Annotated in this window: 21 protein-coding genes; 8 read left to right on the top strand and 13 right to left on the bottom strand. The window is 73.2% G+C overall.

Translation table 11 applies throughout. From position 1 onward, the window contains the following. The first annotated feature begins 161 nt into the window (after positions 1–161). Positions 162–1,886, top strand: coding sequence for an acyl-CoA dehydrogenase family protein (locus tag AC067A_RS13910; protein WP_478619039.1), 1,725 nt, complete (start codon positions 162–164; stop codon positions 1,884–1,886). 483 nt (positions 1,887–2,369) lie between these two features. On the opposite strand, the gene AC067A_RS13905 is transcribed toward AC067A_RS13910, so the two are convergent. After that, on the bottom strand, positions 2,370–3,026 hold the full coding sequence (locus tag AC067A_RS13905) for a DUF4232 domain-containing protein (RefSeq protein ID WP_478619036.1): 657 nt from the start codon (positions 3,024–3,026) through the stop codon (positions 2,370–2,372). A 348-nt stretch (positions 3,027–3,374) separates the two neighbouring features. On the opposite strand from AC067A_RS13905, the gene AC067A_RS13900 reads away from it, so the two are divergent. Both AC067A_RS13900 and AC067A_RS13895 read left to right on the top strand, forming a co-directional pair. Further along, a complete protein-coding gene (locus AC067A_RS13900) occupies positions 3,375–3,755 on the top strand; it encodes a DoxX family protein (RefSeq protein WP_478619033.1) in 381 nt (126 codons plus the stop codon). Positions 3,756–3,917: 162 nt separating this feature from the next. After that, positions 3,918–7,505, top strand: a complete 3,588-nt coding sequence (locus AC067A_RS13895) for a hypothetical protein (RefSeq protein ID WP_478619030.1) — start codon at positions 3,918–3,920, stop codon at positions 7,503–7,505. Positions 7,506–7,600: 95 nt separating this feature from the next. On the opposite strand, the gene AC067A_RS13890 is transcribed toward AC067A_RS13895, so the two are convergent. Further along, the gene (locus AC067A_RS13890; protein ID WP_478619027.1) at positions 7,601–9,040 is read right to left on the bottom strand and encodes an MFS transporter; all 1,440 of its coding nucleotides are present in this window, start codon (positions 9,038–9,040) and stop codon (positions 7,601–7,603) included. A gap of 73 nt (positions 9,041–9,113) precedes the next feature. Here AC067A_RS13890 and AC067A_RS13885 point away from each other — a divergent pair, with 73 nt between their 5' ends. Beyond that, on the top strand, positions 9,114–10,124 hold the full coding sequence (locus AC067A_RS13885; protein WP_478619025.1) for a GlxA family transcriptional regulator: 1,011 nt from the start codon (positions 9,114–9,116) through the stop codon (positions 10,122–10,124). Between the two features lie 143 nt (positions 10,125–10,267). After that, positions 10,268–11,308, top strand: coding sequence for a vWA domain-containing protein (locus AC067A_RS13880; protein WP_478619022.1), 1,041 nt, complete (start codon positions 10,268–10,270; stop codon positions 11,306–11,308). A 196-nt stretch (positions 11,309–11,504) separates the two neighbouring features. Here AC067A_RS13880 and AC067A_RS13875 read toward each other — a convergent pair whose 3' ends face one another. After that, a complete protein-coding gene (locus AC067A_RS13875) occupies positions 11,505–12,707 on the bottom strand; it encodes an erythromycin esterase family protein (RefSeq protein WP_478619019.1) in 1,203 nt (400 codons plus the stop codon). 58 nt (positions 12,708–12,765) lie between these two features. Between AC067A_RS13875 and AC067A_RS13870 the strand changes: the two genes are divergently transcribed. Then, a complete protein-coding gene (locus AC067A_RS13870; RefSeq protein WP_478619016.1) occupies positions 12,766–13,623 on the top strand; it encodes a TioE family transcriptional regulator in 858 nt (285 codons plus the stop codon). Between the two features lie 86 nt (positions 13,624–13,709). Here AC067A_RS13870 and AC067A_RS13865 read toward each other — a convergent pair whose 3' ends face one another. After that, positions 13,710–13,934, bottom strand: coding sequence for a hypothetical protein (locus AC067A_RS13865; RefSeq protein WP_478619013.1), 225 nt, complete (start codon positions 13,932–13,934; stop codon positions 13,710–13,712). 172 nt (positions 13,935–14,106) lie between these two features. Between AC067A_RS13865 and AC067A_RS13860 the strand changes: the two genes are divergently transcribed. Further along, positions 14,107–14,634 (top strand): NUDIX hydrolase family protein, encoded by a 528-nt coding sequence (locus AC067A_RS13860; protein WP_478619610.1) that lies wholly within the window; start codon positions 14,107–14,109, stop codon positions 14,632–14,634. Between the two features lie 29 nt (positions 14,635–14,663). On the opposite strand, the gene AC067A_RS13855 is transcribed toward AC067A_RS13860, so the two are convergent. The 9 genes from AC067A_RS13855 to AC067A_RS13815 form a co-directional block, all read right to left on the bottom strand. Next, entirely contained in the window at positions 14,664–15,275 is a 612-nt protein-coding gene (locus AC067A_RS13855) for a hypothetical protein (protein WP_478619011.1), read from the bottom strand. Continuing rightward, complete coding sequence (locus AC067A_RS13850) at positions 15,272–16,924, bottom strand: serine/threonine-protein kinase (RefSeq protein ID WP_478619008.1); 1,653 nt, start codon at positions 16,922–16,924, stop codon at positions 15,272–15,274. The genes AC067A_RS13855 and AC067A_RS13850 overlap by 4 nt, the downstream gene beginning before the upstream one ends. A gap of 152 nt (positions 16,925–17,076) precedes the next feature. Continuing rightward, positions 17,077–18,276 (bottom strand): S8 family peptidase, encoded by a 1,200-nt coding sequence (locus AC067A_RS13845; protein ID WP_478619005.1) that lies wholly within the window; start codon positions 18,274–18,276, stop codon positions 17,077–17,079. Positions 18,277–18,478: 202 nt separating this feature from the next. Then, positions 18,479–19,987, bottom strand: coding sequence for a right-handed parallel beta-helix repeat-containing protein (locus AC067A_RS13840; RefSeq protein WP_478619002.1), 1,509 nt, complete (start codon positions 19,985–19,987; stop codon positions 18,479–18,481). Positions 19,988–20,874: 887 nt separating this feature from the next. Next, positions 20,875–21,255 (bottom strand): nuclear transport factor 2 family protein, encoded by a 381-nt coding sequence (locus tag AC067A_RS13835; RefSeq protein ID WP_478618999.1) that lies wholly within the window; start codon positions 21,253–21,255, stop codon positions 20,875–20,877. 123 nt (positions 21,256–21,378) lie between these two features. Beyond that, the gene (locus AC067A_RS13830; protein WP_478618996.1) at positions 21,379–21,540 is read right to left on the bottom strand and encodes a helix-turn-helix domain-containing protein; all 162 of its coding nucleotides are present in this window, start codon (positions 21,538–21,540) and stop codon (positions 21,379–21,381) included. An 11-nt stretch (positions 21,541–21,551) separates the two neighbouring features. After that, positions 21,552–22,406 (bottom strand): maleylpyruvate isomerase N-terminal domain-containing protein, encoded by an 855-nt coding sequence (locus AC067A_RS13825; protein WP_478618993.1) that lies wholly within the window; start codon positions 22,404–22,406, stop codon positions 21,552–21,554. Positions 22,407–22,676: 270 nt separating this feature from the next. Beyond that, positions 22,677–23,180: a DinB family protein gene (locus AC067A_RS13820; protein WP_478618990.1), complete on the bottom strand. Its 504-nt coding sequence runs from the start codon at positions 23,178–23,180 to the stop codon at positions 22,677–22,679. A 169-nt stretch (positions 23,181–23,349) separates the two neighbouring features. After that, positions 23,350–25,368 (bottom strand): SpoIIE family protein phosphatase, encoded by a 2,019-nt coding sequence (locus tag AC067A_RS13815; RefSeq protein ID WP_478618987.1) that lies wholly within the window; start codon positions 25,366–25,368, stop codon positions 23,350–23,352. A 409-nt stretch (positions 25,369–25,777) separates the two neighbouring features. On the opposite strand from AC067A_RS13815, the gene AC067A_RS13810 reads away from it, so the two are divergent. Continuing rightward, positions 25,778–26,575 carry a YqjF family protein gene (locus AC067A_RS13810; RefSeq protein WP_478618984.1) on the top strand — a complete coding sequence of 266 codons (798 nt, stop codon included), beginning with the start codon at positions 25,778–25,780 and terminating at the stop codon, positions 26,573–26,575. Positions 26,576–26,762: the final 187 nt, after the last annotated feature.

The following is a 26,762-nucleotide window of genomic DNA, read 5'->3' as shown; positions in this document are numbered from 1 at the left end:
TCCACGCACTTCCACGGACGACGGCGTACGAACGCGTACGGCGGGTGCGACCGAGTACCACCGTGTACGAGGGCGTACGCCTCCGTACGACCTCTTCCTTCCGTACGACACGTTCCAGCACAGCACCACCACCCTCATCCCTAGCCGGAAAGGCGGACCCGATGGCCGACCAGCTGCTGTTCAACCCGCACACCTACGACCCCGCGCACTTCGACCCGGAGACCCGGCGGCTGCTGCGGGCGACCGTCGACTGGTTCGAGGCGCGGGGGAAGCGCCGGATCATCGAGGACTACCGGACGCGGGCGTGGCTCGGGGACTTCCTGGCGTTCGCGGCCGAGGAGGGGTTGTTCGCGACGTTCCTGACCCCGTCGTCCGACGCGGGCGAGGGCGAGGGCGACAAGCGGTGGGACACGGCGCGGATCGCGGCGCTGAACGAGATCCTCGGCTTCTACGGACTCGACTACTGGTACGCGTGGCAGGTCACCATCCTGGGCCTCGGGCCGGTGTGGCAGAGCGACAACGCCGACGCGCGCGCTCGTGCCGCCGAACTCCTCGGTCAGGGTGAGGTGTTCGCGTTCGGCCTCTCCGAGAAGTCCCACGGCGCCGACATCTACTCGACGGACATGCTCCTGGAGCCCGACGGCGAGGGCGGTTTCCGCGCGACCGGTTCCAAGTACTACATCGGCAACGGCAACGCCGCCGGGCTCGTGTCGGTGTTCGGCCGCCGGACGGACGTCGAGGGGCCGGAGGGGTACGTCTTCTTCGCGGCCGACAGCCGTCACCCTGCGTACCACCTGGTGAAGAACGTCGTGGACTCGTCGAAGTACGTCAGCGAGTTCCGTCTGGAGGAGTACCCGGTCACCTCCGCGGACGTCCTGCACACGGGCCGCGAGGCCTTCGACGCGGCCCTGAACACGGTCAACGTCGGCAAGTTCAACCTGTGCACGGCATCGATCGGCATCTGCGAGCACGCGATGTACGAGGCCGTCACCCACGCGCAGAACCGCATCCTGTACGGCCGGCCGGTCACCGCCTTCCCGCACGTGCGGCGCGAGTTGACGGACGCGTACGTGCGGCTCGTCGGCATGAAGCTGTTCAGCGACCGTGCCGTCGACTACTTCCGGACCGCGGGTCCCGAGGACCGCCGCTACCTCCTCTTCAACCCGATGACGAAGATGAAGGTGACGACCGAGGGCGAGAAGGTCATCGACCTGATGTGGGACGTCATCGCCGCCAAGGGCTTCGAGAAGGACAACTACTTCGCCCAGGCCGCCGTGGAGATCCGCGGTCTGCCCAAGCTCGAGGGCACGGTCCACGTCAACCTGGCGCTGATCCTGAAGTTCATGCGCAACCACCTCCTCGACCCGGTCGCGTACGAGCCCGTTCCGACCCGTCTGGACGCGGCCGACGACACGTTCCTCTTCCGCCAGGGTCCGGCCCGCGGCCTCGGCTCGGTGCGTTTCCACGACTGGCGCGCGGCCTACGACGCCTACGCCCACCTGCCCAACATCGCCCGCTTCCGTGAACAGGCCGACGCGCTCTGCGAGTTCGTCCTGAAGGCGGCCCCCGACGAGAAGCAGAGCCGCGACCTCGACCTCCTCCTCGCCGTCGGCCAGCTCTTCGCGCTCGTCGTCCACGGACAGCTGGTCCTGGAGCAGGCCGCCCTGACCGGTCTGGACGAGGACGTGCTCGACGAGCTGTTCGCCGTCCTCGTCCGCGACTTCTCCGCACACGCGGTCGAACTGCACGGCAAGGACTCCGCGACCGAGCAGCAGCAGCTCTGGGCGCTCGGCGCCGTCCGGCGCCCGGTCGTCGACGAGGCGCGGTCGGAGCGCGTCTGGCAGCGCGTCGAGGCGCTGTCGGGGACGTACGAGATGGCGCCCTGAGTCCGTCCCTGGTTCCTGAGGGCCTCCTCTTCCGCTGACCACGGGTCGTCTCCTCGCCCGGGGGCGGCCCTGGCGGGGAGGCCCGCCCCGGGGCCGTACGAGGTGGCGCGCCCGGCCGTTCCACACGGTCGGGTCCCAGGTCCGGAGAAGCTCGATCTGCTGTCGGTCGCCGGCGACGCGGAGGGGAGTCCAGCGGGATGCGGCCGTGCGTGACGAGGACCAGCTCGTGGGCCGTGCCCGACACGGAGGCGACCGGCGGGTCCTGGCCCTCGCCGGCCGCCGTGGCAAGGGAAGCGGCCACCGCGGCGCGGAAGGCGGTCGACCGTTCGTCGATCAGCCGCAGCAGATCCGAGAATGCGCGGGTCTTGTCCACTCCGGCTGTCCACCACCCGACACCGGGACGCTGACACCGATTCAGGCCCCCCGCTCGCGCGGAGTCCCACCCGTCGGCGCGCGACGCCACCTACGAAGGGGGAAGGCCGCCTACAGGCTGAGCGCGTCCTCGGCGTTGTCCATCCACGCGGTGACGGAGTTGTCGTCGGAGACGTTCAGACCGGGCGTCGAGGCCTTCAGCGGGGCCTGCGTCAGGTCGGATTCGGTGTCCATGGTCATCGCGATCGAGGAGACCGTCTCGCTCGTGGAGGTCTTCAGGCCGCCCATGAGGCCGGCGTAGGCGGACTGGCCCGGTGCGAGCCGGATGGCGTCCTCGATGCCGGGGGCGGCGCCGCGCTCCGTGGCCTGGCCGTCGAGGTCGCCGAAGGTGACGACGGGGTGGCCGAGCACACGGCACGGCTTTCCGGTCTTGTTGGTGATCTTCAGCAGGTAGCTGCTGGTCGTGGGCTCGGCCAGGCTCGCGGTGAACTTCAGGTCGTAGGTGCTGCAGGGGAAGACGTCGTAGTCAGGGTCGGTCGTCGGCGTGCCCGGCCCGGAGGGCGCCGTCGGCTTGGCCGGCTTCGAGGTCGTGGCGGGCGTGGACGGCGTCGGCGGCTTGGCCGGCCCGGACGGGGAGGCCGAGGCGGTGGGCGTCGCGGTCGGCACCTCGGTGCCGCCCGCGGCGCCGTCCTCGGAGGGCCCGCAGGCGGTCAGGGCCAGCGCGGAGGCGGCGACGAGGACGACGGCTGCTCTGCGAACGGTGCTCATGGCGGTGCTCCCCCCGATGACAGCGCACGATCCGCGCTGTGGTGGACACCAGGTTCGCGCGCGTGCTTCACGGTTCTGTGACGGCGCCTTACCGAATTCACCACGGTTCGCCCTGGGAATTCCCAAGGATTCCCGTCCGGGCACCCGGGAGGGCTTCGCCCTGCCCTCGGGGCGGCTTCGTCCGCCGCGGTTACGGGCGCCCGGCGAGCAGGTCCATCCGGGCGGGCAGCGCCGACCAGGACGTTGCCGGGATGCGGGAACGAAGGGTTCCCTCGACCGCACCCGGGCCTTACCTTCGAGTAACTTGACTTTGCCCCCTACGGCCTCACCCTCGACAAGGGATGACACATGCCCGCTTCCACCACTTCCGCCCGGCTGCTGAGTGGTCTGCTGATCGGTGCCGGCGTGGCACACTTCGCGGCTCCCCGACAGTTCGACGCCATCGTGCCCCGGAGCCTGCCCGGCTCGCCCCGGACGTGGACCCATCTGAGCGGGGTCGCGGAGATCGCCGTCGGCGCGGCGATCGCCGCCCCGCGGACGCGGCGCGCCGGCGCGCTGGCCGCGGCCGGGCTGTTCACCGCCGTGTTCCCGGCGAACGTGAAGATGGCGAGCGACTGGCGCCACCGGCCCGCCCCGCTCCGGGCGGCGGCAGTGGCCCGGCTCCCCCTTCAGGTGCCGCTCGTCCTCTGGGCGCTGCGTGTCGGCCGGGCCGGCCGGCCCGGCCGCTGACCGATCGCCGCGGCACGGAGGTGCTCCGGCGGCTGCCGCACCCGGCCCCTCGGCCGTGCGACGGCGACGCCGTCGCACGGGAACGGGTGGTCTCCGCCACGGCTTGGGAGGACGCCGATATTCGGTGGGGCGGTGTCGGGGCCGTGAGGCACAATGCCCGCGATGATCTCCTGCGCAGACGAGTTTCTCGCCGCCCTCGATCCCCTGTCCCACACCGCCCGGCTCCGGTACACGGCCGTCACGGCACACCGGCTCGGCGCCCGAGGTGAGCTGCGGCCCCTGCTCGCCGCCCTGGACGGACGTGGTCCCTACGAGCGCCGCCTCGCCGCGCTCGCGGCCCTGACCGCCGGGGAGTCGGACCATCTGGCGGCGCGGCTCGGCGACCCCGACCCGGTGGTGCGCCGGTACGCGCTCCGCGGTGCCCGGCGACTGCTCGTGCCGGAGGCCGCGATCGAAGCCGCGTACGACGACGCGCCCGCCGTGGTCCGCGCCGACCTCGCTCGTCTGCTGCGCGACGGCCGTCGGCCGGGACTCGCCGAGCGGCTGGCGCTGCGGGTGCGCAGCGCGTACGGCGACCGGGACGCCGCCCGCCTGCTGCCGGGGTGCTCGCCCGGGTTCACGGCGCGGCTGCTGCCCGAACTGGCCGGGGCGTTGGCGTTCGAGGACTGGAGCACGCTGGCCGTACGCCATCCCGCCGCCGTCCTCGACCACGTGGAACGGGAGCTGCGTGATCTGCCGCTGCGGTCGCGGGAACTCTGGTGGAGACGCCACGCCTCCGCCGTCGCGGCCGCTCTGCCCGCGGCGCCGGCGCGCGTGCTGGAGTTGCTGGAGCTGTACGGCCCCGACAACCTGCCGGGCCCGGTGCACGACTGTCTCGGAGCGCTCGTGTCGGTGGACGCCGAGCGGGTCGCGCGCTGGCTCGCCGACCCGCGCCGGGCGGCCGCTCGGTGGGAACGGACTCCCGGCCGGGCCGTGATGCGGCAGCTGGTGGCGGCGGATCCGCCGTCCCTGCCCCCGGTCGGGGCCCGGTGGTTCCACCGGGAGGCCTTCCGTGTGCTGTTGCGGTCCCTGCCGCCGGCGCGTCGGGCGGCCTTCGTGGACGCCGTCATCGCCACGGGTGGCCCGCGTCTCGCTCGCCACGCGCATGACCAGGTGCTCGTCCCGCTGCCGGCCGCCGAGCGGCACGCCCGTGTCCGTGCGGCAGTCGGGAAGATACGCGCGGAACTCCACTCGGGCTGGGACCTGTGGGGCCTGCTCGCCCTGCTGCCGCCCGCCGAGGCGCGTCCCGAGCTGCTGCGCGCCCTCGACACCGGTGACGCCGAGGAGCGCGGGACGATCTGGGACCGGCTCGTCGTCAACGCCGGCCTCACCCGTGATCCGGAGCAGGTGGCGGAGGTCCTCGCGCTGGCGGCCGGCCGGGTCGCCGACGACCGTGACCCCGTCCGCAGGGAGGCGCTGTGCGCCCTCGCCGAGCTTCCGGCGCCGCTGCTCGTGGCGGCCACCGAGGCGGACGCGCCCACGGCGGGCGGTGGCGGGGCCGTATCCCTGGAGAAGCTGTGCCTGGATGCCCTGGGGGCACGGGACAGCTCCTCCGCGACGCGGACGACCGTCGGGACCCTGGCGGTGAACCTGCTCGCCGCCGCCGGGAAAGCGGGTGCGGCCGGCGCCGTCGGCGGTGCCGTCGGCCCGCACCCGACGGAAGGCGCCGATGGTGCCGTCGCCCTGCGGACGGCCGTACGCGTCCTGGAGGCGTTGGCCGCGCACACCGGAAGGGTGGACCTCGGCCGTACCGGCAGTGTGCTGCGTGACGACGGGATACGGGTCGTACTCGACGCGCTCGGCCCGTGGCTCGACCGGGCCGCCTCGCGCGGCGACGTCTCTCCCCTGCTGTCGCTGGTCGCGTCCTGCGGCCGCCACGCCCGTCGGAGTCCCGCACTCCAGGACCGCCTCGAACGGGCCCTGCGCACGTGCCCCGACGGAGTCTTCGGCGAGGTCGCCGGGGCCTGGCTGGGCGACCGGACGGCCCGAGGCGGTCGCGTGGCGGAGCTGCTGGCGTGGGAACCTTCCGCCGTCTTCCTGCCGGAGGTGCTCGCTGTCGTGGCCGCGGAGCGCTCCGACCTGCTGGATCGCGCACTGGTCGAAATCCCGCCCGCGGGCGGCCGGTTCCCGTCGGCGGGGGTTCCCCGGCCGCTGCCTCCTCTCCGGTACGCCGACCGGTGGCTGCCCCGGCAGCAGGAGGCGGCGGTCCGGCTGGTCTCGGCGGCCGTCGCCGATCCCGGTCGGAGTCTCGACGAGCGTGCCGCGCTGCTCCGTTCGGTGGCTCGGGTGCCGGAGCACGGTCGCGCCCTCCTCGGCCGGTACGCGGCCTCGGTACCGGCCGCGACGGAGAACGCGGACGAGGACGTCACCGGTGCGGCGGGAGTGACGGGCGCGGCAGCCGCCGAGGGCACGGTGGGCACCGAAGGCGCCGCGCCCTCCCCCACTGACCCTGCCGGGGCAGCCCTGACGGCGGCGGCCCTGGACGCGGCCGCCGACGCGGACGACCCGGCCTCGGCTCTCGCCGGGCTGCTCGGCCACCTCGCCGACGAGCGGGCCGCGGCCGCCTGGTCCGCCGCCGCGCGTGCCGCCGCCCACGCGAGGCCCAGCAGGGTCGCGACCCTGCTGCGTGACGTCCTGACCCGGGAGAGCGGCGTCAAGGTGACCGTCCGGAAGGCGGCCGTCCGGCTGGCCGCGCAGCACCTGCCTCCGGGAGCCGCGGCCGAGCTCCTGTACGCGGTGGGGAGCGCCCCGGGCGTCCATCCCGACGTGCACGCCACCGTCGTCGGTCTGGCCTCGACGCTGCTGCCCGCCGGGGAGATGTGGGCGCTGCTCGAATCCGCCGTCGTCGACGGGCCGGACGCGGCCCGCCGTGCGCTCCTGGACGTGGGACCGGCGGATCTGCTCCCGGCCCACCGGTCGCGCTACGGGGAGCTCGTCGCACGGCTGCCGTTCGTGGCCGAGGAGCAGACGGCGGAGCAAGCCCTGTTCGGCCTCCGCGAATGGGCGCGGTACGCGCCGGCGGCAGGCGCGGCGCTGGCCGACGTCTCCACCGACCCGGCCTCCCCTCTGGCCGGGTGGCGGGCGAGCCACGGGCTGGTGGAACTGGCGGGGTCCGGACTCCCCCACCCCCTCGGCGGCGTGGCACCGGGCAGCCTCCTCGGCGACGTCGTGGACCGGCTCCTGGCGCTCGTGGCGGCCGGTGAGCCGGAGGGCGGCGGGCGGGGCGGGGACCTTCCCGCCCGCCGTCGGCTGCACTCGCTCGTCGGTTCGTCGATCCGGGACCCCCGGATGTGCGCCGTCCTGGCTCGTCGGCTCGCGGCCGAGCCGGCGGTCACCGCCACCCGTGCCGCCCTCCTCGTACGGGCCGTCGACCTGACGTCCGCCGAGTCCGAAATCCTGTTGTCACTGCGCGAGTTGGCCTCGGCGGTCGAGGGCCGCCCCGTCCTGGCGGTGCGGGTGGCCGAGGACGTGGAAGAGGCGCACCGGTACGGCGATCCACTCCATGACCTGTCCCCCGCCCTCGCGGCTGTCCGCGTCCTGGCCTCCGAGGGCCGGCTCGTCGAGGGCCTTCTCGCCGTCGGCCTCGTCACGGCCCTCGGGGACCGCAAGGACTGGCCGGACTCCTGCCGTGCGGCGCTCGTCGAGCTGCGCCGCCATCCGGAACAGGAGGTCAGGGAGGCGGCGTACGTCACGGACTTGGGCGGAAGGTGAGCCGGCCGCACCCTGGGGTCGTGCCGCGCACGGCTCTCCGCGTCCCTCCCCTCTCCGATTCCCGCGGATGTCGTCGGCGGCCGCGGGACCGGGGCTCAGCCGCCGTCCGGGAGGACGGCGTCGTGCGGGGGACCCGCACGGCGCAGCCCGCGGATCGCCGGGGTCGCGAGCAGCGCCACGCTGCCCGCCAGGCAGGTGCCCGCCGAGACCAGGAGGAGCTCGTCCGGGGGGAACAGCGCGGTGGCCGGTCCCGCGAGTATCTGGCCGAGGGCGATTCCGGAGACCGAGCCGGCCAACTCGTAGGCGGTGACCCGGTTGAGCACCGCGGGCGGGGTGTGGGTCTGCACGCTGGTGGTCCACATGACCGACCAGAACGCCAGTGCTCCGCCGCCGAGCGCGTGGCCCGCGAGGAGTCCCGGCAGCCCCGCGTCCAGGGCCACGGACAGCGGCAGCGCGGTGTACAGCGCCATCGCCGCGGCGCCGGCGGCCAGGGGCCTGGCCGGGCGTGACCGCAGGGCGAGGAGCCCGCCGAGCACCGTGCCGACACCGAGGAAGGAGACGGCCAGGCCGTAGGCGTCCGGCCCGATTCGGTCGCCGATCAGCGCCGAGCTCAGCGGGACGAGAGGACCGAAGATCAGCACGCCGTAGGCCACCCAGATGAGGATCACCGCCCACATCCAGGTGCGGGAGCGGAACTCCTGCCAGCCCTGGCGCAGGTCGCGGCGGAGTGACCGCGCGCCGGGCACCGCGATACCGGACCCGGGCGTGTCGCCGGACGACGGCCCGGCGGGGACGAGGCGGATGAGCGCCAGGCACAGGGCGCTGAGCAGGAAGGTGCCGGCGTCGACGGCGTACACGGTTCCGGCGCTGGTCAGCGTGATCAGCAGTCCGGCCGAGGCCGGGCCGAGGAGGTGGGCGAGGGCGTCGGCCACCTTGAGGGTGGCGTTGGCCCGCTGCGGGTCGCGGGCGACCAACGGGACCATCCCGTTGACGCCCGGCAGGAACATCGCGACGGCCGCACCGGCCACGGCCGCCGCGGTCACGAGCAGCCAGAACGGCGGCGACCCGGTGAAGAACGCCGCCGCCAGCACGCCCTGGGTGAGCACCCGTACGAGATCCGCGCCCACCATCATCCGGCGCGCGCCGAACCGGTCGGCGAACACCCCGCCGAACAGGACCAGGAGGACGAACGTCCCGGTCCAGACGCCGAGGACCAGGCCGACGCCGGAGATCCCGTAGAGGGCGCCGACGGAGAGGGCGGCGGCCACCGGCATCATCGCGTCACCTATGAGGGAGACCGTACGGGCGGTGAAGTAGAGGGTGAAGCGCCGGTCCCACAACGGGGGCGTGGCGAGCGGGCCGCCGCCTGTCGGAGCGGCGGGCGGAGCGTCGGAGGGGCGAGCGGGGCGTTCGGCCGGTGAGCCGGTGGGCGGGGCGGTGGGAGGACCGTCGGGTGGGGCGCCGGTGGGGCGGGGGGCGGAGGGCGGGTCGCCGTGGGGCGGGGGCTGTGGGGTCCGATCGCGCGTGGTGGTCACAGCTCGCCATCCTGGTCTGCACCAATCGGCGGTCCCCAGTGTCCTGAACGACACGATCGGGTACTTTCGCGCCATGACGCCTCGTCCGTTGCCGAAGTCCCGGGCCCCGCACCGGGTGGTGGCCCTGCTGCAGTCCCCGCAGTCGGCCTTTCCGCTGGCCTGCGCGGCGGAGGTGTTCGGTGACCACGGCCCGGCGATCCCGGCGCGCTACGCGTTCGAGGTCTGCGCCGAGCTTCCCGGTCCGGTGCGCACCCAGGCCGGTTACGACATGCTGGTCACGGCCGGCCTGGACGCGCTGGACCGCGCGGACACGGTGGTCGTCCCCGGGCGGCAGCAGCCGGCCGGCGCCGCCGTGCCGCCGGCGGTGATCGCGGCGGTGCGGCGGGCGCACGAGCGCGGTGCGCGGATCGTCGGCATCTCGTCGGGTGCGTTCGTCCTGGCCGCCGCAGGGCTCCTCGACGGCCGGCGGGCCGCCACCCACTGGGCGCAGGCCGCCGAGTTGGCCGCCCTGTACCCGCGGGTCCGCGTCGATCCGGGAGTGCTGTACGTGGACCACGGCGACGTCGCCACCAGTGCGGGGTCGGCGGCGGGTGTGGACCTCTGCCTCCACCTGGTGCGGACCGACCACGGCGCCGCGTACGCGATGCGCATCGCCCGTCAGATGGTGACGCCTCCGCATCGGGAGGGCTGCCAGCTGCAGTACGCCGAACTGCCCACGTCCGGGCCGGTCACCGACTCACTGGCGCCCCTTCTGGAGTGGCTGTCCGGGCGGCTCGACCAGCCGGTCGGCGTCGCCGACATGGCGCTCCGCTTCCAGGTCTCCCCCCGCACGCTCACCCGGCGCTTCACCGAACAACTGGGCATCAGCCCGGGACGCTGGCTCCTCGACCGGCGCCTCGCCGCGACCCGCGCCCTCCTGGAGGAGACCGACCTCCCCGTGGAGACCATCGCCCGGCGCGTCGGCCTCTCCTCGGCCGTCAACCTCCGCCGCCGCTTCCACGAGGCCCTGCGCACCACCCCCGCCGCCTACCGGCGCACCTTCCGCGCGGACGAGGCCGGCCGGCGCCCCGTCGGCGGACCGTGATCCGAGGGTCGGCCGCCACCGGGGCGTGCCGCGCGGAGTGCGGGACGCTCCCGGGGGCCGCGGGCCGGGAGCCGAGGTCGACTGTCAGTGGCGGATGAGACGGTAGGAGTATCGAGTCGGGAACGGAAACAGGGGGATCTGCCATGTCCGGAAACCAGAACTACATCAATCACGTCGCTCTTGTGCTGGACGCGAGTTCGTCGATGTCGCACCTCAGCCGAAAGGTCGTCGACGTCGCCGATGAGCAGATCGCGTACCTGGCGCGCCGGTCGCGGGAACTGGATCAGGAAACGCGTGTCACGGTGTACGTCTTCGCGGACACGGTGGAATGCGTCATCTACGACAAGGACGTGCTGCGGATGCCGTCCCTGAAGCAGCTGTACCGGGTCGGGGGGATGACGTCGCTGCTGGCGGCGGCGCTGAAGTCGCAGCGCGAGCTGGCTCGGACGGCGCAGTTGTACGGCGACCACAGCTTCCTGACGTTCGTTCTGACCGACGGCCAGGAGAACGCGAGTCACCGTTGCCCGGATTCTCCCGCGCGGAATGCGAGCGCGTTGGTCAAGGCCGTCGCCGAGATGATCGAGAACCAGCAGGACAACTGGACGCTGGCCGTTCTCGTTCCGGACCAGATGGGTAAGCGCGAGGCCGTCCAGTTTGGTTTCCCGAAGGAGAACGTCGCCATTTGGGATGCGACGAGCACCCAGGGCCTCGAAGAGGCCGGGCAGGTCATCCAGGAGGCCACCGAGAAGTTCATGGTGGGCCGCACGAAGGGAATCCGGGGATCGCGGGCGGTGTTCTCCACGGGCGCGGACGCGGTCAACAAGGACACCATCGAGGCGGCCGGTCTCACGCCGGTCGATCCGTCGGGGTACCAGCTGATCCCGGTCGCCCGTGACGCGGCGATCCGGGAGTGGGTCACCGAGAGCGGGCACACGTACCGCACGGGGTGCGCCTTCTACCAGCTGAGCAAGTCGGAGAAGGTCCAGGCGCGGAAGAAGATCGCCGTGCTGGAGAAGAGGACGAACCGGGTGTACTCGGGGCCCGAGGCCCGTGCCCTGCTCGGTCTTCCCGACGTCGAGGTGCGCGTCAAGCCCGACCACAACGACGACTTCACCATCTTCGTGCAGAGCACCAGCGTGAACCGCAAGCTCGTCGCCCAGACGCAGCTCCTCCTGATGAACTGACACCTCGCACACCCCTGACGGGCCCTGGACGCTTCGGCGTCCGGGGCCCTCCCGGCCGGGCGCGCTCGGTGTCGTCGCCGCGCCGGGTGTTCCGGTGGCGGCCGGCGTCGTGTCCTACGGCGTGACCGGCGCCTGACGAGCGGGAGTTCCGGCCGCGCGACGCCCGTGCGGGTGAGGCGGGGGCGCCAGAGCGCCGTCAGGTCTGCGGCACGTCCTTCAGGAAGACGATGCCGTCACTGTCCGCCAGGTGGGCGGGGTCGAGCGGGGCGTAGCCGAACCACGGTGAGACCCGGGGTGCGGGCGACGCGTCGCGGAGGGCGGCGGCGAGGCGACGGGCGTCGACGAGGCAGCGTTCCCCCGGAAGCGCGTACAGGAGTCCCTCGACGGTGTCCGGCCGCGGATCGTCCACCCCCTGGTGTCGGATCGTGCCGAGGGCGGTGGCCACGAAGGCGTACTCCGCGCCCAGCCGGGCACTGACCAGCGCGCCGGCGCTCCACCACCGCAGCGGCCTCCCGCCCATGCGCATCGAACTCTCGTGACGCTGGAGGTGCGCGTTGTGGGCGTGGACGAGGGCCGGGCCCCTGGCGACGACGGCGAGGAGGTTTTCGGCCATCATCCGGTCCCGCAGGCCCACCAGGCGGGCCAGACGAGCCGGTGAGGCGTCGGCCATCCAGTGGTGGTAGCGCAGCAGGCCGAGGGCGGTGCGCCCGTAGAGGCTCGCCCGATCGAAGCCGGCGCGGGAGGTCGCGGCGACCAGTCGCGGCTCGTACGCGTCGAGCAGCGCCACCAGGTCGTCCGCGAGGAGACGGAGCCGACCGGCTTCCGCGGACCGCCCGAAGGACCGGGCGGGGTCCCTCATCGCGGCGGGTTCGGTCCACCGGTCGTCGGCGCCGAGCAGACCGTCGAGCGTGTCCGCGGTGCAGACGAGCAGGTCCGGTTCGACGTGCGCGGCGAGGTAGTCGTGGAGTGCGGTGAGCGCCTGCCGGGGACTCTCGGCGGCGGCGATCTCCAGCGGGCCGTCGATGCCGGCGAAGCCGAGCCGCTCGGACTCGGGCCGGTCCTCGTTGTGGGCGCGCATCCACCGCACGAGCTCGCGGTTGGCCGCCGAGCGGCCCCAACCGTGGCTGAACCCGTGCTCCATGACCTCGTCGAGCGTTCCCGTGCCCGCCGTCACGTACGCGTCCACGACCAGGCCCCGCAGGCAGTCGCTCTCGATCGCGATCGTCCGGTAGCCCTCCTGCTCGACCAGCTGCCGGAACAACTCGTTACGCGTCTCCAGCAGCCGCTCCTCGCCGTGCGTGGGCTCGCCCAGGGCGAGCAGCGCGGGCCGGGCCGGGAGCAGCTTCATGACAGCGGCAGCCTCTACCGCATCGGTGATGTCCTTGATGTCAGTCGCCATGCCTTCAACGGTATCGTTGAAGGCTCGGTTGAGACTTTGCCGCGATATCGTGGGCCTCATGGGTCGAAACCTTCAAAGTGGTCAGCGGCTCAGGCCCGTCGATCTGGCGCGTGAGCACGGTCTGTCCACCCAGGCCATCCGCAACTACGAGGAGTCCGGCGTCCTCCCCGCCGCACCTCGCACACCCCACGGCTACCGCACCTACACCTCGCTGCACGCGCAGGCCCTGCGTGCCTTCCTCGCCCTCCTCCCCGGCCACGGCCACCAGACGGCGACCTTGATCATGCAGGCCGTGAACCAGGGCGCGACCGACGAGGCCCTGCGTCTCATCGACGACAGCCACGCCCGGCTCCTCGACGACCGGCGCACGCTCCGGGCAGTGGAGAGCGCCCTGCGCGACCTGGAGCCCCCTGCGGAGCCCGAGCGATCTCCGATCTCCGGGCGGTCAGAGCCGGTGGGGACGTCGGGACGCGACACCGGGCCGCCTCCGCCCCCCAGGGCGACCGTGGCCTCCGCCCCCTCGTCCGGGCCCCCTCCCGGGCCCCGGCCCGAGTCCGGTCACACGTTCATCGGTCCACTCGCCGCGCAGCTCGGAATCCGGCCCGCGACACTCCGCGCGTGGGAGGACGCCGGCCTGGTGCGGCCCCGCCGCGACCCCCGCACCGGCTACCGCGTCTACGACCACGCCGCCGTCCGCGACGCCCGCCTCGTCCACCAGCTCAGGCGCGGCGGTCACCCCCTGGACAGGATCGCGCCCCTCATCTCCCAAGTCCGCACGGCCGGCGGCCTCGCACCGTTGAAGGCCACCCTGTCCGACTGGCACAGCCGCCTCACCGCCCGCGGACGGTCCATGCTGGCCGGCGCCGCGGAACTGGACGCCTACCTCCACCGGACGGACCCGCGGTCGACCTCGTAGACCTCACCGGCCGGACGCGCCGCCGCTCCCGTGGGCCACACCCCACCGACCGACGGCCGTTCGCGGCCCTCGGCGAGCGGCCGCGCTCAGTAGCGGATCTCCTGGGCCGTGTACTCGCCGAGGCCCACGGTGGCGAGAAGGGGGACGAGGGCGTGCAGGTACCAGGCGAGGTCGGTGAAGTCCGGGGCGGACGGAATGCGCCGACGGTCGACGGTCGGGGTGAAGCAGACGTCCGTACGGCCGGGCAGGAACATGAGCATGCCGCCGGTACCCGCCTCCGGGTGGCAGACGGTCTGCGCCCTTGCGCTCATGACCACATGTCACCGTGGGGAGCGCGTGGTCCGCAAGTCGTTTGGGGGACGGGACCGGTTCGCCGGAGGCGGGGGGCCGGACGCCGCACCGCGGGTGCATTCCCACTCGGCTGGCAGACACGCGGCCTGGGCCGGGACGCGGGGCGGAAAGTATGATCAGGCGATGTCCGACATGATGGAGACCACGCCCGGCTGGCTGACCACGGATGAACTGCAATCCGCCAGGGCCCGGATGCCGATCCTGTACGTCGAAGCCGTGCCTGTGCGGGTGGACGACAGCGGGGAAGTCACGAGCATCGGGTTGTTGCTGAGGATCGGGGCGGACGGAGCGATCAGCAGAGCCCTCGTGTCGGGGCGGGTGATGCACCACGAACGCGTGCGTGACGCGCTGCTGCGGCACCTGGAGAAGGATCTGGGGCCGGTCGCGCTGCCCCGGGTGCCGGCTTCGTTGCAGCCGTTCACCGTTGCCGAGTACTTCCCGACGGCGGGCGTGACGCAGTACCACGATCCGCGCCAGCATGCCGTGTCGCTGGCGTACGTCGTGCCGGTGGCCGGCGACTGCCGCCCGCGGCAGGACGCGCTGGACCTGGTGTGGTTCAGCCCGCAGGAGGCGGCGTCGCCGGCCGTGCAGAGCGAGATGCCGGGCGGTCAGGGGGCGCTGCTGAAGCAGGCGCTGGCCCACGTGGGGCACGTGTACTGACTCCCCGCTCCCGCCCGCCCCGGTCGGGCTCAGCCGCAGCGGTAGGCGAAGGCGCCCTCGGCGGCGTGGACGGTGGGGGACGTGACGACGAGGCGGGCGACGGCTTCGTGGGAGCCCGGCCCGTGGAAGGTCCAGAGGAGGTGCAGGCGGGCCTCCTCCTGGCCGCGGGCCAGGGTCTCGCGCAGGGGCGCGGACCGGGTCCCGTCGCTGCGTTCCCAGTGGTACGTGAGGGTGCCGGGGCGGCCGTCCGTGCGGACGACGCCGACGACGTTCGCCGTGCCGTCGCAGTCCAGCGACCCGCCGGGAGCCGTGACCGCGACGGACCGCACGGCGACCCGGGGGCCGTACTCGCGCCAGGCGAGGAACGCGAGGACGGCGACGAGGACCAGGGCGGCGAGCGCGTACCGCCGGGGCCACCGCGAGCGGGGCCGGGGCGGCGGTGGGGGCGGGGCGCCGGGCAGGGTGCCGTGCCAGATCTGGGCGGCGGTCGGGGTGTTCTCGGCGCGGCGGGCCGCGACCGCGGTCACGCCCGGCCCGAAGCGCAGGACCTCGCCCTCCACCCGGTCGGGGGTGGGGTCCGGCACCGGGCCTTCGAACCAGTGGCTGCCGAGTTCGGTGGCGCTGTAGTCGTCGTCGTTCACGTGATCACACACCGTCGGATGAAGACCTGCTGGAAGGAACCGCCGTTCGCGGCGGCCGGGTTGGTGGTCGCACGCGCTCCCCAGTAGCAGCCGGCGCCGCGGACGCCGTGGGTGAGCGTGAGGGTGTAGTGGGTGGCTCCCTGGCGCCGGAGGGTGTCGGAGCCGTCCGGGGTGCCCGGCGAGCCCTGTTGGTCGCCGGTGAACCACTCGACGAGGAGCGTGACCGGGCCCGTGCCGTCCGTCGTGATCTCGACGGTGGTCTCTGCGGTCGCCGGGCCGGTCTGGCGCAGACCGGTGACCGAGACCGCCGTGACGGAGACGGGCGGACGCGTGGTCGGTGGTGTGGTCGGCGGCGTCGTGGGAGGCGTGGTGGGAGGGGCCGTGGTGGGTGTGGGCGGCGGCGTCGACGGAGGTGTGGTGGTGGGCGTGGGCGTGGTGTCGTCGGTCGGGGAGGGCTCCGGGGTCGTCGCGGTGGGGGTGGGGGTCTCGGACGAGGCGGAGGGTTCGGGAGTCGCGGTGGGCGTGGGTGTCGGGGGCGGGGAGGTGCTCGGGTCCGGCGGGGAGGTGGTCGGCGCGGTGTTCGTCGTCGCGAAGGCCTGGGCGGCCTGGTCCCCGTCCGAGGGTTCGCCGCCGGCCCGCGCGGCGAGGGCGAGCAGGAGCGCCACGACGAGGGCGGCGGCTCCGGCCGGCAGGCCGCGCGGGACGAGCCGACGGGGGCGGGGCGTCGGCGGTGGGGCGAACGTCGTCGTGGCGAGTGCGGTCGTGCCCTGTGCCGTGCCGCCGGAGGAGGGGAAGAGGAGGGGCAGGAGCGCGGCGAGGGCGGCGAGTCGGCCCCTCCCCCGCTCCTCCCAGTCCGGCCCGTACGCGGTCGTGGCGACCGACTCCAGCTCGCTGACGAAGGCGGCCGCGTTCTCCGGCCGTTCGTGCGGGGCCTTGGCGAGGCCGCGGCGGATGAGCGGTCGGAGCGGCTCCGGTGCCTGTCCGTCGGGTACGGGGGCCTCCAGGTGCTGGAGGGCGAGTTCGGCGAAGTTGTCCCCGGCGAAGGGCTTGCGTCCGGTCAGGCACTCGAAGAAGACCGCGGTCGCGGCGTAGACGTCGGCCGCGGGAGAGGCGGGAGCGCCGTTCCACTGCTCGGGCGCCATGTAGGCGGGGGTGCCGGCGACGCCGGGCCTGCTGTCGCGTCCGGTCGCGATGCCGAAGTCGACCAGTTTGGACGAGCCGTCGGCGGCGACGAGGACGTTCTCGGGCTTGTAGTCGCGGTGTACGACGCCGGCCCGGTGCGCGGCGGCGAGGCCGAGGAGCGAGCCCTTCAGCACCACGAGGGCGGCCTCGGGGCCGGTCGACCCCTCGCGGGCGAGGAGGGCGCGCAGGGCGACGCCGTCCACCAGTTCCATGACGATGGCCGCGCCCCGGGGTGCCTCGACGTACTCGTAGAACCCCACGACGTACGGGGTGTCCAGGGTGCCGAGGAGGCGGGCCTCGGAGCGGAAGCCGCGTACGAAGGCCTCGTCCGAGCGAAGGCGCTCGCTCAGGTACTTCACCGCCACCGGTACCCCGGTGGCGTCGTGCGTGGCCAGCACGACGCGACCGCCGGCGCCCGCTCCCAGCTCCCGGGACTCCGTGTATCCCGGAATCACCCATGCGTTCATGCCCGTATCCCCCTCGGCGCGTGGCCGTCTTCGTCCACAGGGACAGATTCTCGCCACGGCTGGTTCCCGGGAAGGGGCCGGGGGTGGAATAAAGGGGACGGCCCCCCACGGTGTGGGGGGCCGTCCGTGTGCGGTCAGCGAGGTGGGGGGCGTTAGGGGGCGACCTTCAGGAGCTTGTTGGCGGTGCCGGAGGTGGCGTTCTTGATGGCGTCCGGGGTGGCCGCCCCGGTGAGCGCGGCAGTGGTGTCGGCCGGGGTGGCCGACGGGTGGGAGGCCAGGTAGAGGGCTGCGGCGCCCGCCACGTGGGGGGTGGCCATGGAGGTGCCGGAGATCGTCTTGACGCCGGTGTCGCTGTCGTTCCAGGCCGACGTGATGTCCGAGCCCGGGGCGTAGAGGTCCACCACGGCGCCGAAGTTCGAGAAGTCGGACTGCTCGTCGTCCTTGGTGCTGGACGCGACGGTGAGGGCTTCGGGGACCCGGGACGGCGAGCCCTGGCCGGCGTCGGAGGACTCGTTGCCGGCGGCGACCGCGAAGGTCACGCCGGAGGCGATGGCACGCTGGACCGCGGCGTCGAGCGCTTCGTCGGCGCCTCCGCCGAGGCTCATGTTCGCGACGGAGGGTCCGGAGTGGTTCTTCGTCACCCAGTCGATGCCCGCCACGACCTGCTCGGTGGTGCCGGAGCCGTTGTCGTCGAGGACCCGCACGGCGACGATCTTCGCCTTCTTGGCGACACCGTGGGAGGTGCCGGCGATGGTGCCGGCGACGTGGGTGCCGTGGCCGTTGCCGTCGTCGGCCGTCTCGTCGTTGTCCACGGCGTCGAAGCCGTGGGCGGCCCGGCCGCCGAAGTCCTGGTGCGAGATGCGGACGCCGGTGTCGATGACGTACGCGGTGACGCCCTCTCCCCCGCCGTCGGGGTAGCTGTACTTCTCGTCGGCGGCGGTCTCCGCCTGGTCGATCCGGTCCAGGCCCCAGGACGGGGGCTTCTCCTGGGTCTCCTTGATGGTGAACCGCTTGTTCTGTACGACGGTTCCGACGGCGGGGTCGGCGGCGAGCCGCTTGGCCTCCTGGACGGTCAGGCCGGACGCGGAGAAGCCGTTCACCTCCGAGCCGTAGGACCGTTCGAGGGTGCCGCCGTACTTCTTCGCCAGGTCCTCCTTGTTCGCTGATGCGTCGAGGATGACGACGAAGCTGCCGGCCACGGCGCCCGGGGCGCCGAGGCCGTGCACGGTCCCCTCGGCCGGGGCGGCGGCCCCGGCGAGGTTTGTCGCGAACAGCGCCGCGGCTGCTGCGCCCGCCACACCTGTGGCTATGGCCGCGTGGCGAAGTCCGTTGGATCGCTTGTGAGTTGCCATGGAGGTGGTTCTCTCCTCGGGTTGACGTGTGGGGCGTCAAACGTTCGAGAGAACCCTGTGCTGGTTGGCAGGAGCAAATCAAGTGCGGACCGGCGGTACGGGTTATTCAACAAGCTTTCTTAAAAAGCTCTCCGCACCGCCTCCATGTCGCACACCTCCTCCCGCTAACTCCTCCGTGAAACAAGCACGTTCGCCGGGAGGGCTACAGACCCGGGCCGTTGTACGCGCCGCGGTGCGGCTTGGTGGTGGCGGACACCGCGTTCCCCCAGTAGTCGCGCCCTCCGCTGCCGCTGACCACGGAGCCGTTGTTCAGCGCGGGGGACGTCGAGCGCAGCTTGTAGCCGTCGACGGAGTGGATCGTGTCGCCGCCGGTTCCGGGGTTCACGAACCGCGGGTCGCCGACGATGCCGTTGGCGGTGGGCCGCGGCACGCCCTGGAAGACGTTCCACAGCCAGGAGATCCCGGAGCCGGTGGGGAGCCGGGAGTCGCTGGTGCCCACCCAGATGTTGTTCTCGACGACGCTCTCGTCGGGGAGCGTGATGCTGAACTTCTTGTCCGTGCAGTAGAGGACGTTGTTGTACATGTGCAGGGCGGAGCGGCCGGCGCTGACGCTGCTCATGCGGCAGTCGTTCTCGGAGATGTTGTAGCGGATGACCTGCCGGGCGGCGCCGATGGTGCCGCAGCCGTCGCAGTCGAGGAAGAAGCCGCCGATGTTGTCGCGGCTGTAGTTGTACTGGACGGTGCACGTGCCGGTGTTGCCCCAGTCGCAGTCGAACGCCTGGCTGTCGGCGACGGACATCCGCGTGATGCCGTACACGGCGTTCTTCTGGATGGTCGGGTTGTGGTCGCCGAGCACCCATATGCCGGCGAAGTTGCCGCCGGAGAACGGGTACACGCCGTTGCCGACGCCGGAGGCGTTGTTGTACTGGATCAGGGGCGCGTCGGCGTAGCTGGCGATGATGCCGTCGCCGCCGACGTCCTCGACGGTGTTGTTCTCGATGAGCACGCCGGTGCCCTTGACCGCCATGGAGCCGACGCGGACCTTGAGTCCGCCGCCGCCCGTGTTGCTGATCCGGTTGTCGTGGACGTGGACGTCGTTGAGGGTGGAGTTCGTGCCGCTCGCGCCCGTGACGATGCCGGCGGACTGGACGAAGTCCTCGGTCGTCGGGCTGTTCTTGCTGGTCTGGCCGGCGACGCGGTCGATGACGAGACGGCCGATGTCGTAACCCCGATGCGCCGTGCCGTCGGTGGCCGAGATCCGCAGGCCGGTGCGGCGGGCGAGCGAGGGGGCGGGGTTGGTCAGTTTGAGGTCGCTGATCCGCCAGTGGTCCTGATTGGTCAGGGTGACGGCGCTCGCCGCTCCGGCGCCGTCGATCACGGGCAGGGCTCCGGTGCCGTAGCCGGTGAGGGTGATGGGGGCGGCGGCCGTGCCGCTGCCCTGCGGGGCGAGGGAGCCGGTGCAGGTGGTGCCGGAGGCGAAGGCGAGCGTGTCACCGGGGCCGTACGCCCGCGCGTTGGCCTGGGCGATGCTGTTGAACGGCGAGGTCTGACTGCCGTCGCCGCCCGCCGAACGCGAGCAGTCGACGTATGTGGTGGCACCCTCGGCCGAGGCGGGCACCCCGGCGAGGGCTACGGTGCCGCCGAAGGCGAGGGTCGCGGCTATGAGGCCGCGAACCGACGCCCGGCGCACTCGGATGGCTCTGGTGGTCATGAAGCACGACACCTTTCTGACGGTCCGGTGCCGCCAGAAGCTAGGTGCGGTCGATGATCGAGTCAATGCAATCTTGTCGATTGATCGAATTTCGATCAGATGGTGGGCGATTGGTCGATCCCCTCCGTTCGTCGCCGTACGGTTGAGGGTTCGTCACCGCGGGACGGACGGCTCGTCACCAGGAACGGGACACTCGTCTCCGTAGGGCGGGACGCTCGTCTCCGTGGGCCGGGACGCTCGTCTCCGTAGGGCGGGACGCTCGTCTCCGTGGGCCGGGCGCGTTTCAGAGCGGGCGTCAGGAGCGCCGCCGCGTAGGCGCCGAGCACCGCGAGACCGGCCCACCGGGGAAGAGGGAAGCAGCCGGTGGACGGCGCGTAGTGGGCGACGACCTGGGGATACGAGGAGGACGACCGCCACCGTCCCGGCGGCCACGGCCATCGCCACGTGGTAGCGGGCGAAGTCGTCGACCATCACGTCCAGGGCGGGAGGGGTGCGTCCGCCCGCGGGTACGGGGCCGACGAGTCCCCGCCTGGCCTCGGCGAGCGTGTCGGCGAGCGGACCGTCGGCGGTCGCACCGGTCGGCAGCGTCGGGAACAGGGAGGCGGACGGGGCCACCGCGCCCTGGACGTTGGTTGGCCAGCACCGTCGTCGCCGAGAACACCGCGAGCGCCGTGACGAGCACACCGCCGGCCGCCGTGAGAGCGCCGCCCCTTCGTCCCGCCACGGGACTCCCCGCTGTCCGGGAGGCCGCCGGGTACGCCTTCCGGAGCAGCACCGCCAGTACGGCGAGCGTGGCCGGCAGGAGAGCGGCGATCACGGCCTTGGCCACGTGATACCGGAACGGGCCGGAGGCCGGGGGGTGTGGACAGCCACACCCCGGAAGCCACCTAGAACATGGTGTTGTCGTTCGCGGAGGTGGGCGGTACGACCTGGAGGACGTCCCAGTGCTCGACGATCCTCCCGTCGGCGTCGAAGCGGAAGATGTCGATGCCCGCGTACTCCTCGTCGGGCCAGATCTGGTGACAGTGCAGGACGACGTGGTCGTCCTCGGCGAAGACCCGCTTGAACGCGACCCGCTTGCCGGGGTACTCGGCGGCCATCCGCTCGAAGTAGTCGACGAACGCCTGCTTGCCGTCGGCGACGTGCGGGTTGTGCTGGACGTAGGTGTCGCCCGCGTACCGCTCGATGGCCTCGGCGGGCCGGCACTGGTTGAACATCAGCTCGTAGAACGCCTTGGCCGTGGTCTTGTTCTTCTCCGGGTCGCTCATGCTGCCACCGTAGGGTCGGGCGCCGGGTCCGGCTCGGTGAGTGCGCCTGGTCCGGCTCGGTGAGTGCGCCGGGCAGGAGGAGGTCCTTGCGGGGGCGGTGGGGACCGCCGGCCCCGACGGCCGTCAGGTCCTGAGGTGGGCGAGGACGGCGAGGACCCTGCGGTGGTGGGCGTCGTCGGGCGGGAGACCGGGCTTGGCGAAGATGTCGCCGATGTGCTTCTCCACCGCGCCGGCGGAGACGGCCGGTCGCCGGGCGACGGCCGTGTCGGAGCAGCCCTCGGCCATGAGCGCGAGGGTCAGGGGTTCGCGATGAGTTCGCCGAGTCGCATGGCCAGCCAGGGCTTGCGTCCACCGGCCCGCATCCGACCGCGGGCGACCGCCTTCCAGATCGGCGTGCGGCGGAAGGAGACCAGGAGGAAGGTGACCGGTGCCGCGGTGAGGCGGCAGTCGTAGGAGCGTGGCGGGGCGTCTCGGGTGACGGTCAGCGTGCCGGCGTCGATGACGACGGCGAGCCGGGGGCCGCCCTTGACGGCGAGGTCGAGGGCGAGGGTGACGTCCCGTGCCTTCGCGGTGTCCAGGGCCAGGGCCATCATGGTCGGCATGGTCTGGCCGAGGACGAGGCGGGCCTCGTCGGAGCCGATGTGCCAGGGGAGCCCGGCGCCGCGGGCGATGTCGAGGCCGTGGACGAGGCTCTCGCTGAGCATCAGGCCGGTGAGGGTCGCGAGTGTCAGGTCCTCGCCGAACCAGGGGACGGAGACGGGCGTGTCCGGGGCGAGGCCTTCGGTGCCCCGGAGGAAGGCCTCGCCCCGCTCGGCGACGAAGTCGCCCAGGCGGGCGCGTTCCGCGTCGCCGAAGAGGCCGATCGCGGTGGCGTTCATCGCGGTGATGCGTTCGTCGAGCGACCCGTCGTGCTTCGGGAGGACGCCGTCCCAGTCCACCGACCCGTCGCCGTGGGCGAGGGAGCAGTAGGCGAGGTACACCGCGGCGAGGTGCGCGCCGACGTCGCCCACCGTCCACACCGGGACACCGGAGGCCGCGTTCAGGTCCGGCACGTCGCGTAACAGCCGGACGAGTCGCGGGACCACGCCGGCCAGGGCCGCTCGGGTCCTCTCGTGCTCGACGACGGGATCGAACGACGTGACCGTGCCCATACCACTCCCCCACGCGCGGCTGACCGGGTCCGCAGATTACCGCCGAGTAGCTTGGTTGCGGTAGCCCTTCACGCGGAGGTGCCTTCACGCGGAGGCGTCTTCACGGGGCGGGCCGGGAAGGCACGGGGCTCTCTCCTCGGTGATGAGGCATCAGTTCCGGGAGGACAGGTGACGGGGTGCCGCGGGTCGGGACGACGCCCCCGGGTCACCGCCGCAAGTCGACCTGTCGCCTGGGACCGCCGCCGCCGGCCCGCGCGCGGGCGGGTGGCCTCAGCCGGTCGTGCCGTCGAGCATCTCCCGCAGGATGTCGAGGTGGCCGTTGTGACGGGCCGTCTCCTCGGTGAGGTGGAGGAGGATCCAGCGCAGGTCGACGTGGAGACCGTTGCGGACGGGGCGCTTCGCCTGGCTGTCCAGGGCGTTGCCGGCGACCAGTTCGCGGTAGCGGGCGCTCTGTTCGGCGTACTCGTCGAGCAACTGCGTGAGCGGGAAGTCGACGGCGATCCGCATCTCGCGGTCGGGGTCCTCCTCCGTCCAGGGGCCCTGGTCCTCCTCGCCGAGGAAGACCACCTGGAACCAGTAGTACTCGACCCAGCGCAGGTGGTTGATCACACCGCACAGGGTCATCAGCGGCGAGCCGGGCAGGAGCGCCCTGCGGGCGTCCTCCGCCGAGACGCCCTCGCACTTGGCGCGGGCGGTGTCACGGGTGTAGTCGAGGAACGTGGTGAGCTGGGTGCGCTCGTCCCACGCGGGCGGCGTGTCATCGATGGTGGTCACCGTGCGAAGGGTCCCCGATCACCGCGGCCGGTGTCGAAGGATTTACGCGGCGGACGTCGCCGCCCTCGACCCGCCCCGCGGCGAGGGCGGCCGGACTCGCCTGCCCTCACCCGCCCGGACGCGTCCCGCGAGGGACGGGGCAGTGCGCCTGCGCCGGCGTGGAAGCCGGTCATCGCGGTGGCGTCGACGCGTCCGACGAGGTGGGGGCGGGGCCGGCGCGGAAGGCGATCATCGCGGTGTCGTCGCGGTGGTCGGACAGGTCGTCGAGAAGGCGGAGCAGCTCGGGGAGAGGTTCGTCGCGGTGGCGGGCAGCGGCCTCGGCGAGGCGTCGTTGGCCGTCTTCGAGCGAGCCCGTGCGGGATTCGACGAGTCCGTCCGTGTAGTGGAGGAGGGTGTCGCCGGGCGCGAGCACGTCCTGGTGACTCGTACGGGCGATGCGGGGCCCCACGCACAGGGGCGGGTCCTCTCCGCCGCCGGTGAGGAAACGCGGGGTTCCGTGCGCGGGGACGAGCAGGGGCGGCGGGTGGCCGGCGTTGGACCAGGTCATGTGCCAGGTGCCGTCCGGGCGGCGGCGGAGGTGGGTGTGGACGGCGGTGGTGAAGGGAGCTCCGGCGAGGCCTTCGGCGACGTCGTCGAGCATGGAGAGCACGGTGGCGGGCGTGCGGTCGGGGCCCTTGTGCCAGGCGAGGGCGCGGAGCATGCTGCGGAGCTGGCCCATCGCGGTGGCGGCGGCGAGGTCGTGGCCGGCGACGTCGCCGATGTCGAGGACGAGGACGCCGTCCGGGTGGACGATCGCGTCGTACCAGTCGCCGCCGATCTCGTGCGAGGAGCTGGCGGGCTGGTAGCAGGCGGCGAGGCTCGCGCCGGGGACGTCGGGTGGCCTGGTGAGGTGGGCCCGCTGGAGGTCGAGGGCGGTACGGCGCGCCTGCTGGAGGTCGACGGCCTTGCGGATCGGCCGCTGGGCGTGGTGCAGCACCTCCCGCAGCAGTTCGACGTCGGCGGGTGCGGGGACGGGGGTGTCCCCGTTGGTGCTGGTGGCCGCGTAGCCCAGGACGATGTCCTCCACGACGAGCGGGACGAGCGTCAGGCTCGTCGCACCCGCGGCGACGAGCCACCGCTCGGTGACCGCCGGGACGAGGTCGGGCGGCACGGGGCCGCCCTCCGGGAGGAGGAACGTCCGGGGCGCGCGACGCTCCAGCACCTCGCGCACGGTCGCGGTGACCGTGACCCGCTGCCCCCGCAGCGCCGGCGGGGCGGGCAGGCCGGGGCGGGTGGCGGAGGCGACGCGGCGGGCGGTGACCGTGGCGTTCTCCGGCAGCGGCCACTCCTGGTGGGAGAGCAGCAGGATCAGGCACGCGTCCGCCAGTTCGGGCACCACCACCTTCACCACGGCGGCGAACGCCTCCTCGGGGCTCCCGCCGGACGCCGCCGCCACCCGCGCCAGCAGGCTCTCCCGCAGGTGCGTGCCCCAGGTGTCCTCGACGTCGGCGGTCGCCGCGATCCACTCGGCGACACGGCCCTCGTGCAGGACGGGGACGCACCGCGTGGACAGATGGCGGTACGAGCCGTCGACCGCCCTGACCCGGAACGTGCTCTGGAAGACGCCGGTGCCCCCGGACCCGGCTGCCGCGCGCCACGCCCCGCTCAGCTTCTCCCGGTCGCGCGGGTGGATGAAGGCGTACCAGCTTTCGTCCGCCCGGCCGTGCCACGGCGCTCCGGTGAGCTGCTGCCAGCCGGGGACGACCTCCTCCATGGAACCGTCGTCGTGCACCACCCAGACCATCTGCGAGACGGCCGACACGAGGGCCTGGTACCGCTGGAGCGCGCGGCTCTCCGGCGTCGTGTCCATCGCCACCACCAGGACCCCGGCGCCCTGGCGCGTGGTGACGGGGCTGCAGGAGTAGACGAAGCGGGCCGCCTGGTCGACGGCGCCCGGGTCGACCTCGCGAGCTCCCGTGACCTGGCGCGCCCGTCCCGTGGCCCGCACGTCGGCGAGCACGGACAGGAACCGCCCCGAGTCCGGGTCCGGGAACGCCTCCCGGGCCGGCAGTCCGATCGGCCGCGGGCCGAACAGCCGGGTGAAGGCCTCGTTCGTGTAGATCAGCCGGTGCTCCGGCCCGGCGAGCAGCGCGACCGCCGCGATCGTCGCGTCGAACAGCTCCGGCTCCAACGCCGACGCCGGACTCATCGCGCGCCCGCCCCACGAACCGGCCGTCCGGGCCCGCGCGGCGCGGCGCCGTGACCGAGGGCCCACGCCCGTCCCCGGCCGAAGCTCCGGGCGGTCCGTCCCGCCGTGGGCGTCCACCCGTCCCTCACACCACCAGCGCCGCGCATTTCCCCATCCTCCCCGGCCATCCGGTCCGTCCCGGGCGCGCCACGCGGGCTCGGGAGGGGCCGCCGGGTTCGCGCCCCGGCCGGGGAATCGGAGAGGAACGACCAGGTCGGGAAGGCAGCGGGCTCACGGCCCGGCCTCGGTGAGCGAAGAGGAACGACCAGGTCGGGAAGGCAGCGGGCTCCCGGCCCGGCCCGGGGAACCGGAGGGGAGCGGCCGCCCGGAGCGGCCCCGTCCTCCCCGCACGATCCTGGATACTGCTGCGATGCAGCAGACGCCGCCCGCCATGGGGCCCGAACCCATATCGGCCGACCCGCCGGACCGCGCGGATCTCACCCTGCTGACCCAGTCATGGCTCGACCTGGCGTTCCTGCACTGGCCGGTGGAGCCCGCCGAGGTGGCGCCGCTGCTGCCGGCCGGCACGGTGCCGGACACTCTCGACGGGGTCACGTACGTGGGGCTCGTCGCGTTCCGGATGCACCGCGTCGGCTGGTTCCGGCTCCCGGGACTCCCGTACCTCGGCACCTTTCCCGAGACCAACGTCCGGCTGTACTCCGTGGACGGCCACGGGCGCCGTGGGGTGGTCTTCCGCTCGCTCGACGCGTCCCGCCTGCTGCCGGTGGCCGTCGGCCGGTGGGCGTTCCGGCTGCCGTACGTCTGGTCCAGGATGAGCATCAGGAACGACGGCGGCACCGTCACGTACAGCAGCAGGCGGCGGTGGCCGGGCCCGCGCGGGGCGCACAGCGCGATCTCGGTGGACGTCGGGGAACGGGTCGAGGAGCCCACCCCGCTCGAGCACTTCCTGACGGCACGCTGGGGCATGCACAGCTCCTTCCGCGGACGGCCGCTCTACCTCCCGAACACCCACCCCCGGTGGCCCCTGCACCGCGCCCGGCTCGTCTCCCTCGACGAGAGCCTCCTCACCGCCGCCGGATTCCCCCGCCCTCTCGGCGAGCCCGTCAGCGTGCTGTACTCCCCCGGTGTCCCCGTCCGCTTCAGCGGTCCGCCCAGGAGGCCGTACGCCGTCACCGTGCCCCGCCGGCGCCGTTCCGGCGAAGGCTGACCCCGCGGCTCAGCCGTCGGGCGCGCGGCGAGGGTGCGGTCGGGGCGGGGGTATTCCCCGCGGAGCCATCGGAATCCCGATGCCGGGCATCGGGTTCTCCATTGGTGGCGGTTCCGGGACGGGTCTACGTTCGAGGACATCGCCGCGTCGACGGTCCGAGGGGACGCGTCGGGGCGGGGAGTCCTGA

It is taken from the genome of Streptomyces sp. NPDC043176, from assembly GCF_056436715.1.
The sequence above is the reverse complement of the archived record's forward strand: the minus strand, read 5'-3'. Positions and strand labels throughout refer to the sequence as shown.

What these genes read in the sequence shown, in the direction of transcription:
- AC067A_RS13905 (WP_478619036.1), bottom strand. Translation starts at nt 3,026, where the DNA reads ATGAGCACCGTTCGCAGAGCAGCCGTCGTCCTCGTCGCCGCCTCCGCG.
- AC067A_RS13825 (WP_478618993.1), bottom strand. Translation starts at nt 22,406, where the DNA reads ATGGGCACGGTCACGTCGTTCGATCCCGTCGTCGAGCACGAGAGGACC.
- AC067A_RS13870 (WP_478619016.1), top strand. Translation starts at nt 12,766, where the DNA reads ATGGGTCGAAACCTTCAAAGTGGTCAGCGGCTCAGGCCCGTCGATCTG.
- AC067A_RS13860 (WP_478619610.1), top strand. Translation starts at nt 14,107, where the DNA reads ATGATGGAGACCACGCCCGGCTGGCTGACCACGGATGAACTGCAATCC.
- AC067A_RS13815 (WP_478618987.1), bottom strand. Translation starts at nt 25,368, where the DNA reads ATGAGTCCGGCGTCGGCGTTGGAGCCGGAGCTGTTCGACGCGACGATC.
- AC067A_RS13845 (WP_478619005.1), bottom strand. Translation starts at nt 18,276, where the DNA reads ATGGCAACTCACAAGCGATCCAACGGACTTCGCCACGCGGCCATAGCC.
- AC067A_RS13900 (WP_478619033.1), top strand. Translation starts at nt 3,375, where the DNA reads ATGCCCGCTTCCACCACTTCCGCCCGGCTGCTGAGTGGTCTGCTGATC.
- AC067A_RS13850 (WP_478619008.1), bottom strand. Translation starts at nt 16,924, where the DNA reads ATGAACGCATGGGTGATTCCGGGATACACGGAGTCCCGGGAGCTGGGA.
- AC067A_RS13895 (WP_478619030.1), top strand. Translation starts at nt 3,918, where the DNA reads ATGATCTCCTGCGCAGACGAGTTTCTCGCCGCCCTCGATCCCCTGTCC.
- AC067A_RS13885 (WP_478619025.1), top strand. Translation starts at nt 9,114, where the DNA reads ATGACGCCTCGTCCGTTGCCGAAGTCCCGGGCCCCGCACCGGGTGGTG.
- AC067A_RS13830 (WP_478618996.1), bottom strand. Translation starts at nt 21,540, where the DNA reads ATGGCCGAGGGCTGCTCCGACACGGCCGTCGCCCGGCGACCGGCCGTC.
- AC067A_RS13880 (WP_478619022.1), top strand. Translation starts at nt 10,268, where the DNA reads ATGTCCGGAAACCAGAACTACATCAATCACGTCGCTCTTGTGCTGGAC.
- AC067A_RS13875 (WP_478619019.1), bottom strand. Translation starts at nt 12,707, where the DNA reads ATGGCGACTGACATCAAGGACATCACCGATGCGGTAGAGGCTGCCGCT.
- AC067A_RS13810 (WP_478618984.1), top strand. Translation starts at nt 25,778, where the DNA reads ATGCAGCAGACGCCGCCCGCCATGGGGCCCGAACCCATATCGGCCGAC.
- AC067A_RS13865 (WP_478619013.1), bottom strand. Translation starts at nt 13,934, where the DNA reads ATGAGCGCAAGGGCGCAGACCGTCTGCCACCCGGAGGCGGGTACCGGC.
- AC067A_RS13840 (WP_478619002.1), bottom strand. Translation starts at nt 19,987, where the DNA reads ATGACCACCAGAGCCATCCGAGTGCGCCGGGCGTCGGTTCGCGGCCTC.
- AC067A_RS13835 (WP_478618999.1), bottom strand. Translation starts at nt 21,255, where the DNA reads ATGAGCGACCCGGAGAAGAACAAGACCACGGCCAAGGCGTTCTACGAG.
- AC067A_RS13910 (WP_478619039.1), top strand. Translation starts at nt 162, where the DNA reads ATGGCCGACCAGCTGCTGTTCAACCCGCACACCTACGACCCCGCGCAC.